Raw genomic sequence first — 12,259 nt, 5'->3', positions numbered from 1 at the left:
GTTGCTCTAGTGACCGACGATCAGGCGACTGCCGGAAAGGCCGGGTTTAGAGAGGGTCACGTCCATGAACCCGGCCTTTTCGAGCAAGGCCTTCCAGCCTTCCTCCGAAGGGAACTTGCGGTCCATGAAGTGGGTGTGCAGGAACGTGAAGGCCAATGAATAGGCGTTGTTTTCCCAGGGGGCATCGTCGGGTATGGCATCGGCGATGACCAGCTTGGCCCGGGGCGAGGCGGCCTTGATGGTGGCCAGCAGGCTCGGCAGGACCTGGCTTTGGGTGGGGTCCAGATCGTGGAAGACGAATCCGGCATGGACGACATCGACATCCTTGAGCAGGGTCGGATCGTCGATCAGGCTTTGCACCGGTGCATGAATCACCTGGAGCCTGTGGCTCAAGCCTTTTGCCTCGATGATTTCCCGGGCCTTCTGGCAGGCGCTGGCGCTCAGGTCGATGCCGATCCCGGTGGCCTGGGGCAGGCGCTCCAGCAGTCGGATCAGCAAACCGCAGGTGCCTGAACCGAAGTCGATGATCTTCTTCGGATTGGCCTGGAGAATTTCTTGTTCGGCATGGGGGTAGAAGTCGGTGGCTCCCATCCACTTGGAGGTGCGTGCCACATGTTCGCCGTTGCGCACATAGGTGTTGATGGCGTCCGGCATGTTGTTGGCGAACTGCACCGGATGCTCGATCAAGGGGGCGCAGGACTGCAGGGCCCAGAGCAGGTAGCCACAATTGTTGACGGCCACCGGCAGGGCAGGCGTGCCGCTGTAGCGGTCGGGACGAGCCTCCTGGGTCGCCAGCCCCAGTTTGCACAAGGCGGCCAGGTAGGACACGACGAAGTGCCGGTTGGCACCGCTGATGCGCACTACCTGCTCGACATCGAAAGGCTCGCCTTGCATGAGCAGGTCGATGACCCCGAGGCGTGCGCCCATCTCCAGGAAAATCGATTTGCCTGCCAGGTTCTGTGCAGAGTCGATTGCTGATGCCGACATGACTTGGGCCATGGTCCACCTCCTTGTGTGATGAGCGTACGTTCAGGTCTTGCGGTCGAAAAAGTCTTCCAGGGCCTTGGCGGCCTTTATCAAATGGTTGCGTACCAGGGCTTCGGCCCGGTCCAGGTCCTGCTCGGTAGCGGCTTCGATCATCGCCAGGTGTTCATCCTGGGACATGTGTTCACGGCCCATGGCCGATAAGTGAAAGCGCAAGTAGCGGTCCTCTACGGACAACTGCTTCTCCACCAACTGCAGTAATTTCAGGTGGGGCGTTTTCCCGTAGAGACACATGTGGAAGCGCTTGTTCAGGTCCCCTAGCTGGTCCATCTCGGTTTCTTCATTCATCTGCTGCATCAGGTCCTTGGCCTGCTGCAGGTCGGCACTGGTCAAGTGTGGAATCGAATACCGGATGGCCGCAGGTTCCAGGGCCAGCCGGATGGCGTAGTTGTCCAGGCCGTCGGCCTTGGATATCTGCGTCACGATCGCGCCCTTGTAGGGAACGAAGTCCACCAGTGCCTGTGCTTCCAGTTTCTTCAGTGCTTCGCGAACCGGCATTCGGCTGACATTGAAGGTTTGCGCCAGCTCCTCCTGGCGCAGGACCTCGCCGGGGGGAAGGCGCCCCTCAAGGATCGCCTGCTTTAACACCTGTTCAATCTGTTCACTTGCTGTTTTGTGTTGGATCTCACCGAGGTTGCTTAGTCGTTTGCTTTTCAAGTCTTTCTCATTACTATTAATTTGCGTATCCAATATCCAATGGATATTGGTTGTAGCACCAGCTTTTAGGGAATGCAAGGCGGCTTGGCTCTTTCGCCGCAGATTCTGTGAACGGGGTGGCAACATGGGTGCTTTGAGCAGGGCGGGAGTGTCGGGTGGCGGCTGGTCCGGCGAGTGGTGGAGTCTTATCAGCACCGGTGCCAGTGCTGCGCTGATCGGTTTCATCAGCACGTTCTTCATCGTGTTGCAGGGTTTCTACAACGTTGGGGCCTCGGCCAGCCAGGCGGTGAGTGCGCTGGCAATGTTGTGCCTGTTCCAGGGGCTGATGGGCATCGGGTTCTCCCTGGCTACCCGCAAGCCCTATGCCTTCGCCTGGTCGACGCCGGGATCGGCGATCCTGCTTGGCTATAGCCAGCCTCTGGGGGGCTTCGACGAAGCGGTCGGGGCGTTCTGCATGTCCGGCATGCTGATGCTGGCACTGGCCATGGTGCCGAGGATCGCCCGGTACATCGAGAAGATCCCCGCCAGCCTTTCGTCGGCGATGCTGGCGGGAGTCCTGCTGTCATTGGCCAAGTCCTTCGTGCCGGCCTTCGAGCAGTATCCGCTGATCGTTGGAGCGGTAATGCTGGTCTGGTTGCTGTTGTTCATCTTCAAGCCGCTGTTTGCCCTGCCGACCTCCCTGGCAGTGCTGTTCGTCTATTTCCTGTTCAAGCAACCAGCGGGATATGCCATCGAACTGTCGACCTATCGTTTCGAGTGGGTGGTTCCGGTCTTCACGCTTTCGTCCTTCATCAACCTGTCCATCCCGCTGTTCGTGGTCACCCTGTTTTCCCAGAACATCCCTGGCTACCTGATCATGCGCAACAATGGCTACACGACGCATTTCCCGGGCACGCTGTTCGTCACCGGCCTGGCCACCTCGTGTGCCTCGCTACTGGGCTGCCATAACCTCAACCTGGCGGCGCTGACGGCGGCGATGTGTGCAGGCCCGCTGGCGTCCAGCGACAAGTCCCTGAGGTACATCGCCAGTTGTGCCGCAGGTGTCAGTTACCTGGTCATGGCGCTCTTTGCCGCCAGCCTGGTGAGCCTGTTGTCGCTGATCCCCTCGCCGGTGATCCTGGCGCTCGCGGCCCTGGCGTTGTTCAGCACCCTGGCCGATGCCCTGCGGGATTCGCTCAGGCACGACCTTTATTACCCGGCGGTGGCCACCTTGATGATCACGGTGTATTTCCCGAGTTTCTTCCATGTGTCCTCGTCATTCTGGGGATTGTTGCTGGGCACCTTGTTCTACGTGGTCTACAGCAAGAAAAAGCTGGGCTGAAAGCACCCGGCAGTCTGCCCGCCGTCGCTCAGTTAGGTTAACCTTGAAGGTTGGGAGTGCTGTGTACCGCACCATGAGGCTTAGCTGGCCTGTTCTCACCTTCTTCACGAGGTCCATATTTTGGCTCAATACGTTTTCACCATGCATCGGCTGGGCAAGGTTGTTCCGCCGAAGCGGGAAATCCTGAAAAACATCTCCCTGTCATTCTTCCCCGGGGCCAAGATCGGCGTACTGGGCCTCAACGGCTCGGGTAAGTCCACGCTGCTGAAAATCATGGCTGGCGTCGACACCGAGTTCGAGGGCGAAGCCCGCCCGATGCCGGAGCTGAACATCGGCTACCTGCCCCAGGAACCACAGCTGGACCCGGCCAAGACCGTGCGTGAAGTGGTCGAGGAGGCGGTCAGCGTAATCAAGGACGCCCAGGCGCGCCTGGACGAGGTCTACGCTGCCTACGCCGATCCGGATGCCGACTTCGACAAGCTGGCCGCCGAGCAGGCCAAGCTCGAAGCCATCCTGCAGGCCAGCGATGGCCATAACCTGGAGCGCCAGCTGGAAGTCGCCGCCGATGCCCTGCGCCTGCCAGCCTGGGACGCCAAGGTCGAGCACCTGTCCGGTGGTGAAAAGCGTCGTGTGGCCCTGTGCCGCCTGCTGCTGTCGGCCCCCGACATGCTGCTGCTCGACGAACCGACCAACCACCTGGATGCCGATTCCGTGGCCTGGCTGGAGCACTTCCTGCACGACTTCCCGGGCACCGTGGTTGCGATCACGCACGACCGTTACTTCCTCGACAACGTCGCCGGCTGGATCCTGGAACTGGACCGCGGCGCCGGCATCCCGTACGAAGGCAACTACTCCGGCTGGCTGGAAGCCAAGTCGGCGCGCCTGGCCCAGGAGTCCAAGCAGCAGTCGGCCCACGAAAAGGCCATGAAGGAAGAGCTGGAGTGGGTGCGCAAAGGCGCCAAGGCCCGCCAGTCCAAGTCCAAGGCTCGTCTGCAGCGTTTCGAGGAAATGCAGTCCCAGGAATTCCAGAAGCGCAGCGAGACCAACGAGATCTACATCCCGGCCGGTCCGCGCCTGGGCGACAAGGTCATCGAGTTCAAGAACGTCACCAAGGGTTATGGCGATCGCGTGCTGATCGACAACCTGTCGTTCTCCATGCCCAAGGGCGCCATCGTTGGCGTGATCGGCGGCAACGGCGCTGGTAAGTCGACCCTGTTCCGCATGCTGATGGGCAAGGAGACTCCGGACTCGGGCAGCATCGAGATCGGTGAAACCGTGCAGCTGGCCTGCGTGGACCAGAGCCGCGAGGACCTGGACGGCAGCAAGACCGTGTTCCAGCAGATCTCCGACGGTTCCGACCAGATTCGCATCGGCAACTACGAGATCCCGTCGCGCACCTATGTCGGTCGTTTCAACTTCAAGGGCGGCGACCAGCAGAAGTTCGTCAAGGACCTGTCCGGTGGTGAGCGTGGCCGCCTGCACCTGGCCCTGACCCTGAAAGAGGGCGGCAACGTCCTGCTGCTCGACGAACCGTCCAACGACCTCGACGTCGAAACCCTGCGTTCCCTGGAGGAAGCCCTGCTGGACTTCCCGGGCGCCGCCATCGTGATTTCCCACGACCGGTGGTTCCTGGACCGTGTGGCGACCCACATCCTGGCCTATGAGGACGACTCCCAGGCGGTGTTCTTCGAAGGCAACTACACCGAGTACGAAGCCGATCGCAAGAAGCGCCTGGGTGAAGCCGCGGCGCAACCGCACCGGGTACGGCACAAGAAGCTGGCTTGATCGAGCCGCTGCTGGAACAGAACGGAGCCTTCGGGCTCCGTTTTTTTATTTCACCATGACTCCAGCACCGAACTTCGCTGGACTACGCCGCAGCCAGATACAGCAGGTTTATCAATAACTTAGGCGGATTCATCATATGCCGGTGCTTTCTGAAACTTGACCCGGCTTCCATCCGCTTGGCTCCCAACAGGCTCCTGGAAATCGGGTCTTCCGAGGAGTCATCATGGCGAAAATCAAACTCACCAAGTCCGCAGTCGATGCGGCACAAGCCCAAGCGCAGCCAGTCGAACTGCGCGATACCCTGGTTCCTGGCTTCCTGTGCAAGATCACCCCGGCAGGCCGCAAGGTGTTCATGCTCCAGTACCGCACAAACGCCGGAGAGCGGCGCAAACCTGCCTTGGGCCTATACGGAGAGCTGACCGTCGAACAGGCTCGGTCGCTGGCGCAGGAGTGGCTGGCGCAAGTGCGCCGGGGTGGAGATCCTGCCGCAGAGAAGGCTGCAGCGCGTCAGGCACCCACGGTCAAGGAGCTGTGCATCAAGTTCATGGAAGACTACTCCAGCCAGCGTAACAAGCCGAGCACGCAGGAAGGCTACCAGAGCGTCATTGATCGCAACATCATCCCGATGCTTGGCCGCATGAAGGTGCAGGATCTGAAGCGGCCTGACGTGGCTTCGATGATGAAGAAGATGGCGCACAAACCCGCCGATGCGAACCGCACGTTCAGCGTGATGCGCAAGATGTTCAACTTGGCCGAGATATGGGGCTATCGCCCTGACGGCACTAACCCATGCCGCCATGTGCCCATGTACCCGAACGGCAAGGCGACTCACCTCATCAGCGACGAGGAAATGGGCAAGTTGTTTCGCTACCTTGACCAATTGGAGGCGGAAGGCCTGGAGCATGCCGTGATCCCGTTGGCCATCCGCCTGCAATTCGAGTTTGCCGCTCGCCTTTCTGAGATCGTCTCACTCCAATGGGATTGGATTGATCTGGAAAACCGGCGGGTGGTGTGGCCTGACAGCAAGACAGGCGGTATGTCCAAGCCCATGAGCGAAGAAGCCTATCGGCTTCTTTCGACGGCGGCTCGCAATGCTACGACGCCCCATGTATTACCGTCTCCGCGTCACCCTGATCGGCATTTGACCGACGGGGAGTATTACAACGGTTGGAGCCGCACTCTCAAAGCCGCTGGCGTGACGCATGTGGGTACGCACGGCATCCGTCACCGCTCGGCGACGGACATCGCCAATTCTGGCATCCCGGTGAAGGTCGGTATGGCTCTGACAGCCCACAAGACCGTGGCGATGTTCATGCGCTACGTCCACACCGAAGACAAGCCCGTGCGGGAGGCCGCCGAGTTGGTGGCGAACCGGCGCAAGGCGATCACCGGCGCTAAGCAATCCCCTGCGGAGGTGACGGCATGAGCAGGCGCAAGGTGTCCCCCTCTTCACCAGCAGCGCCGAAGGCACTGTTGGGTGACATTCGGGCACTGATTGAGGCTGCGCACCAGCGCGCCGCCTCGGCGGTCAATGCCGAACTAACCTTGCTGTTCTGGCGCATAGGCCAGCGCATCCATACGGAAGTGCTGGCCGGGCAACGGGCCGGGTACGGCGAGGAGATCCTGCCGTCTCTGGCCGAGCAGCTTGTCCGCGACTATGGACGCAGCTTCGCGGACAAGAACCTGCGCCGGATGGTGCAGTTCGCGGCCACTTACCCCAAGGAGCCAATTGTCGTGACGCTGTCACGACAATTGAGCTGGTCGCATTTCGTAGCCTTGCTGCCGCTGAAAGACCCCCTTCAGCGGGACTATTACGCTCAGATGGCGAGCACCGAGCGCTGGAGCGTGCGGACGCTACGCGAGCGCATCGACTCGATGTTGTACGAGCGCACGGCGCTATCCCAAAAACCGGAAGAAACCATCGCGCAGGAGCTGGCGACACTGCGCGATGCAAAGCGCATGACCCCAGCACTGGTCATGCGCGATCCCTACATCCTCGACTTCCTGGGGCTGCGAGATAGCTGGCAGGAAAGCGACCTGGAGGCAGCCATCATCCGCGAAATGGAAGCTTTCCTGCTGGAGCTGGGCGCGGGTTTCTGCTTCGTTGCCCGGCAGAAGCGCATCCAGATCGACGACGAGGATTTCCACCTTGACCTGCTTTTCTACAACCGCAAGCTGCGGCGGCTGGTGGCGGTGGAATTGAAGATCGGCGAGTTCAAAGCAGCCTACAAGGGACAGATGGAGCTTTACTTGCGCTGGCTGGACAAGCACGAGCGGGAGCCGGAAGAAGCCTCGCCGCTGGGGATCATCCTTTGCACCGGCAAGAAGCGCGAACAGATCGAATTACTGGAACTGGATAAGTCAGGCATTCACGTCGCCGAGTACCTGACCAGCTTGCCGCCGCGAGCGGTGCTGGGCGAGAAGCTGCAGCAGGCGACCGAGAGGGCGCGATTGCAGATCGAGCAGCGGGAGCCTGGCGAGAAGTCCTGACAGCAGTATCCGTGCGTCCTGGCGTACCGCCGTCGGGTTCGCGGGCTGCGCCCCGCGCTTCGTGCCGAATCGCAGCCATCCGGCTGCCCCCTGACGCCTTCGGCCCTCGTGGACCTGCGCGCTCCGCTTGCCCGAAAGCCGACTGTGTGACTGGGCGGGTTTAGGCGGTCTTGCTGTTCCCTTCACCGTATCACGGTGTTCTCGCCGTCAATGGCTGCACGCGCCATGCGCGCTTGCGGCACGTTGGCCGTCTGCGACCCCTGACTGCTTGCGCTGCGCCGTGCTGGCCACGGTTCCGGGCAATTCCGCCCGTGCAACCGGAGCACGATCATGTCGCAACTTTCTCTTTCTTCCTTCGATTCCGTTCTGATGGTTCGCAGCGCGCGTGGGCGCTACCAGCCAGCTTCTGCCAATCAGATCCTCGAAGCTGCACGCTTGGTCATCGACCAGAAAATGCCGCGCGGCGAATCCTTTACATCACCGATGGCGGTAAAGGAGTATCTGGGCACCAAGCTGGCGTGCCTGGAGCATGAAGTCTTCGCAGTGCTGTTCCTTGATACGCAGCATAGGCTGATCGAGTACAGCGAGCTTTTCCGGGGCACCATCGACAGTGCATCGGTGTACCCGCGTGAAGTTCTCAAGGAGGCACTGCGGCTCAATGCAGCGGCAGCCATCATTTCTCATAACCACCCGAGCGGGAATCCCGAGCCTAGCGCAGCCGATAAGTCGCTGACGAAGCGACTTCGGGAGGCGCTGGCAATGGTGGACGTGCGCGTGCTGGATCACATCATTGTTTGCGGCACGAGCACAACATCATTTGCAGAGCATGGCTTACTGTGAGTACAGGGGCTTCGGCCCCTTTTTACGATGTTTTTTTGGTTAGGCTCTCTTATAAAAAACCGAGACGCTGCCTCGGATTTTTATATGGGCAAAGGAGGCATCTCGACTCGGTGCGGCGATAGTAGCTCTCTCACAGAGCCCTCCTGCCGGGAATCTTGAGCCATTGCGGGCTGATATGAAGCTTACGCAATGGCTCAATAATGCACTCTTGGCAGAGACTTGATTACGCCAGTGTGACAGGGGTTTCTGTCACCGCTTTTACTGCCCAAGCTTTGCTCGCAATGTTTTATAGAAGTGTCTAGTTGCATCACCTCTGAATACAGTCGTCCCAGACGAAGCTGAGTCCATACTTGCTGTTACCACGCGCCTGGCTGCTTCTTTGGATGTCTCAGCGTATTTATCCAGATCAGAAGTGCTTCTGAGATATGGCCACTTCTTTAAATAATCTGGAAGCTCGATGTTTCCGCCAAATGTAGCAAGAGGAAAGTCCTTTTCCGTTGCAACACCTATTTCCCATGGTACCCACCATGACGCCTTGGTCGCCTCAGAAACAACAGCCAATAGTTGCGTGCATTTATCAAGTTCTTTTCTGACATGCGCAGCAACATCTTCACCATTGTTAAACTTTGGATCAATTACATCTAGGTAGCAGTCAATATTGTGATTATTCTTCAAGTGGCCTTGTATCCTCAAGGCTAATGCCGAGTCCAACTGCTGATGGGATAAAAATATCTTCATGCCCCCTCCTTTGGATGCAATTTACAAACGTTGTTTTTCAGCAAGAAGTCGGTAGTGCTCGCCTAGTACTGAAACCACGATCCTGCGCCAGTTTGCCGGGCTGAACCTGGAGCGCATCCCCGACGAAACCACCATTCTCAACTTCCGCCGCTTGCTGGAGAAACACGAGCTGGCGGCCGGCATCCTCGCTGTCATCAATGGCTATCTGGGCGACCGCGGCCTGTCGCTGCGCCAGGGCACCATCGTCGATGCAACGCTGATCAATGCGCCCAGTTCGACCAAGAACAAGGACGGCAAGCGCGACCCGGAAATGCACCAGACCAAGAAGGGAAACCAGTATTATTTTTGGCATGAAGGCCCACATCGGCGCCGATGACGAATCGGGTCTGGTGCACAGCGTAGTGGGCACGGCGGCCAATGTGGCGGATGTCACCCAGGTGGACAAATTGCTGCATGGCGACGAAAACGTGGTCTGCGCCGATGCAGGCTACACCGGTGTCGAAAAAGCGGCCCGAGCATGAAGGACGTGAAGTTATCTGGCAGGTGGCGGCACGCCGCAGCACCTACAAAAAACTCGATAAGCGCAGCGCGCTGTACAAAGCCAAGCGCAAGATTGAAAAGGCCAAGGCTCAGGTGCGCGCCAAGGTCGAGCATCCGTTCCGGGTAATCAAGCGCCAGTTCGGTTACACCAAGGTGCGCTTTCGCGGCTTGGCCAAAAACACGGCGCAACTGGTGACACTGTTCGCTCTGTCGAACCTGTGGATGGCGCGCCGACATTTACTGACGAATGCAGGAGAGGTGCGCCTGTAATGTGGGAAATGGCCACCGGAGTGGGGTCCGGGTGGCGAAAACGTAAGAAATACTCGTCGAATTGATTGTTTTTTGATCATTTGGCGAGTTTAAAAGTTGCGCTAGGTGGTATGCCGGGGAAATACATGGCTACTTCAGACCATCCTTAAATAATCTGAAGCTCGATGTTTCCGCCAAATGTAGCAAGAGGAAAGTCCTTTTCCGTTGCAACACCTATTTCCCATGGTACCCACCATGACGCCTTGGTCGCCTCAGAAACAACAGCCAATAGTTGCGTGCATTTATCAAGTTCTTTTCTGACATGCGCAGCAACATCTTCACCATTGTTAAACTTTGGATCAATTACATCTAGGTAGCAGTCAATATTGTGATTATTCTTCAAGTGGCCTTGTATCCTCAAGGCTAATGCCGAGTCCAACTGCTGATGGGATAAAAATATCTTCATGCCCCCTCCTTTGATGCAATTTACAAACGTTGTTTTTCAGCAAGAAGTCGGTAGTGCTCGCCTAGTACTGGGCGGCGGCAAAAACTGAGTGCAACACCTGACCTTTCCGGTACGGTGCTGCCCCTATGTCTTATACCGAACTCAGCGTTGAAGAGCGCGCCACCATTCAAATCGGTCGTACCCAAGGCTTCAGCCTGCGCAGGATTGCCTGCTTGATCAACCGATCCCCTTCGACCATCAGCCGTGAGCTGCGCCGTAACCGAGGTGCTTGCGGTGGCTACTCGGCCCGCCTGGCCCAGCAGCAAATGCAGGCCCGCCGCCAGGTTTGTCGACCGATGCGAAAACTGTTGCCGGGTAGCGAGCGCTTCGAACTGGTGACCCATATGCTGCGTGAGCGTTTGTCTCCCGAGCAGATTGCCGGCAAGCTGCGCAGCATGAACATACCCAACCTGCGAGATGCCTACGTCTGTCGCGAGACGATCTACAACGCGATCTATGCCCTGCCAGTGGGTGAGCTGCGTAAGGAGCTGATCATCTGTCTGCGCCAAGGCAAGACGACGCGCCGGCCGCGCTCTGGTGGCGTGGATCGGCGCGGCCAGATCCCCGAGATGGTCAGTATTCATGTGCGCCCGCCGGAGATTGAAGACAGGCTGATGCCGGGGCATTGGGAAGGCGACCTGATCAAGGGCAAGGCCAACGCCTCGTCTGTAGGTACGCTGGTGGAACGCACCAGTGGCTACCTGATGTTGGTGAAGATGAACGACGCGACGGCGACTTCGGCACTGGAAGGCTTCAGCGCCGCGCTCAATAGCATGCCGCTGGAGATGCGCAAGAGCATGACTTACGACCAGGGCCGGGAGATGGCGCGACACGCCGAGATCACCCAAAGAACCGGCGTGGCGATCTACTTGCGCGACCCGCACAGCCCCTGGCAGCGCGGCAGCAACGAAAACATCAACGGCCTGATTCGCCAGTACTTGCCCAAGGGCACAGACCTGTCGGTACATAGCCAGGAGAAGCTGGACGCCATTGCGCTGCAACTGAACATGCGACCGCGCAAGCGCTTCGACTTCAAATGCCCCATCGAGGTGATGGGAGAGGTCATGCAAAATTCCATGGCAATGCGGCATGATGCTCCGGCTTCAATTCAATAACCGTGTTGCACTCAGCTCCTGCAACCGCCCTGTCAATTTGCAGGACTTGCTTTGCATGGCAGCGTGCCACATGTGTGGTGCATTGACAGGCGCAACCAAGTTAAGGCGATTGTATCGCTGGAGTAGCGCGAATTTCCGCGTATTTTCAGGGTCTGGCGGAGGCATGCCGGGATCTCTACCCTTAAGTTCTGGCTCGAACGTAGGGTCAAGCTTGTATTCAAACCCACGTTGAGGGAAAAATTCAGTTATGCGTCTGAGATCATCAAGAGAGATCGGCGGATTGACCTTTCGAAGCGAGACGAATTGCCGGACGTTAGTTTTAAAAATCGGACGTTGTTCCCAAGCCCCCAGGGATTGGTCAACATGTGCATAAATGCTGCCCGGGGTGATGTCTCCAGTAAGGTTGGCCGCCCCTCCATGAAGAGCATCTACCAACAGGGTTGTGAATACGCCCCTACCATTTTCTTCCGTTGCATATTGATCAGCTGCTGAAGCAGTCAGGATCGTCAAACCTTCAGACAAACTGGCAAGCTCTCCTGCGACTGGAGGTGTGCCGGCTATTCCGGAATGGCAGCTATCAAGGATGATTATCTTGTTGCGTGCTGGCGATTTATTTGCCAATGCGAGGACTTCCGACAGCGATAGACCTTCGTCACCACGGCGAGAGTCCGTCGCCAGCAAATATCCTCCAGTTGCTTCAATATGCCCATGACCAGCAAAATAAAAAAGAGCAATATCAGCTTGCGCCTTGAAAAGCTCCTCAACCCGATCTTTTAATAAAGACCGTTCGACGCGATCTGTTGGGCCAGTCCCGGTGAACATTTTGCAATCGAAGTTGACGGAGCCATCCCCATGACGAGCTAGGACAGCTTGCACCGCGTGAGCGTCATCGACACATCCATATAAAGAGCCACCATGCTCGTAATGATTTATGCCAACGATAAGAGCTATGCGCATAACGTCACTCCGCGTATG

11 protein-coding genes and 1 pseudogene are annotated in these 12,259 nt (G+C 58.2%); 7 read left to right on the top strand and 5 right to left on the bottom strand.

Annotation, left to right across the window (positions count from 1 at the left end; all coding sequences use genetic code 11):
* Positions 1–6: 6 nt before the first annotated feature.
* Positions 7–999, bottom strand: a complete 993-nt coding sequence (locus ATY02_RS32035; RefSeq protein ID WP_068581808.1) for a class I SAM-dependent methyltransferase — start codon at positions 997–999, stop codon at positions 7–9.
* Positions 1,000–1,029: 30 nt separating this feature from the next.
* Positions 1,030–1,701, bottom strand: coding sequence for a GntR family transcriptional regulator (locus tag ATY02_RS32030; RefSeq protein WP_068581806.1), 672 nt, complete (start codon positions 1,699–1,701; stop codon positions 1,030–1,032).
* 124 nt (positions 1,702–1,825) lie between these two features.
* On the opposite strand from ATY02_RS32030, the gene ATY02_RS32025 reads away from it, so the two are divergent.
* The 5 genes from ATY02_RS32025 to radC all read left to right on the top strand — a co-directional run bounded on the left by ATY02_RS32025 (position 1,826) and on the right by radC (position 8,137).
* Positions 1,826–3,022: a benzoate/H(+) symporter BenE family transporter gene (locus tag ATY02_RS32025; RefSeq protein ID WP_068581803.1), complete on the top strand. Its 1,197-nt coding sequence runs from the start codon at positions 1,826–1,828 to the stop codon at positions 3,020–3,022.
* A 120-nt stretch (positions 3,023–3,142) separates the two neighbouring features.
* Positions 3,143–4,807, top strand: a complete 1,665-nt coding sequence (ettA, locus tag ATY02_RS32020; RefSeq protein ID WP_068581800.1) for an energy-dependent translational throttle protein EttA — start codon at positions 3,143–3,145, stop codon at positions 4,805–4,807.
* A 223-nt stretch (positions 4,808–5,030) separates the two neighbouring features.
* A complete protein-coding gene (locus ATY02_RS32015) occupies positions 5,031–6,233 on the top strand; it encodes a tyrosine-type recombinase/integrase (RefSeq protein ID WP_034018398.1) in 1,203 nt (400 codons plus the stop codon).
* A complete protein-coding gene (locus ATY02_RS32010) occupies positions 6,230–7,297 on the top strand; it encodes a PDDEXK nuclease domain-containing protein (protein WP_034018401.1) in 1,068 nt (355 codons plus the stop codon). The genes ATY02_RS32015 and ATY02_RS32010 overlap by 4 nt, the downstream gene beginning before the upstream one ends.
* A gap of 330 nt (positions 7,298–7,627) precedes the next feature.
* Positions 7,628–8,137: a RadC family protein gene (gene radC / locus ATY02_RS32005; RefSeq protein ID WP_034018403.1), complete on the top strand. Its 510-nt coding sequence runs from the start codon at positions 7,628–7,630 to the stop codon at positions 8,135–8,137.
* A gap of 258 nt (positions 8,138–8,395) precedes the next feature.
* On the opposite strand, the gene ATY02_RS32000 is transcribed toward radC, so the two are convergent.
* Positions 8,396–8,875: a toll/interleukin-1 receptor domain-containing protein gene (locus tag ATY02_RS32000; RefSeq protein WP_079391116.1), complete on the bottom strand. Its 480-nt coding sequence runs from the start codon at positions 8,873–8,875 to the stop codon at positions 8,396–8,398.
* 70 nt (positions 8,876–8,945) lie between these two features.
* On the opposite strand from ATY02_RS32000, the pseudogene ATY02_RS31995 reads away from it, so the two are divergent.
* A pseudogene (locus tag ATY02_RS31995) lies at positions 8,946–9,685 on the top strand (IS5-like element IS1384 family transposase); the annotation flags it as partial.
* Between the two features lie 145 nt (positions 9,686–9,830).
* On the opposite strand, the gene ATY02_RS31990 reads toward ATY02_RS31995, so the two are convergent.
* Positions 9,831–10,130, bottom strand: coding sequence for a toll/interleukin-1 receptor domain-containing protein (locus ATY02_RS31990; RefSeq protein WP_164823736.1), 300 nt, complete (start codon positions 10,128–10,130; stop codon positions 9,831–9,833).
* A gap of 125 nt (positions 10,131–10,255) precedes the next feature.
* On the opposite strand from ATY02_RS31990, the gene ATY02_RS31985 reads away from it, so the two are divergent.
* On the top strand, positions 10,256–11,284 hold the full coding sequence (locus ATY02_RS31985) for an IS30-like element ISPsp7 family transposase (protein ID WP_164823735.1): 1,029 nt from the start codon (positions 10,256–10,258) through the stop codon (positions 11,282–11,284).
* Here the strand turns inward: ATY02_RS31985 and ATY02_RS31980 are convergent.
* Complete coding sequence (locus tag ATY02_RS31980; RefSeq protein WP_083235659.1) at positions 11,273–12,241, bottom strand: caspase family protein; 969 nt, start codon at positions 12,239–12,241, stop codon at positions 11,273–11,275. The genes ATY02_RS31985 and ATY02_RS31980 overlap by 12 nt on opposite strands.
* Between the last annotated feature and the right edge of the window lie 18 nt (positions 12,242–12,259).

The organism is Pseudomonas sp. BIOMIG1BAC, assembly GCF_001705995.2.
In the GTDB taxonomy this organism is placed as follows: domain Bacteria; phylum Pseudomonadota; class Gammaproteobacteria; order Pseudomonadales; family Pseudomonadaceae; genus Aquipseudomonas; species Aquipseudomonas sessilinigenes.
The sequence above is the reverse complement of the archived record's forward strand: the minus strand, read 5'-3'. Positions and strand labels throughout refer to the sequence as shown.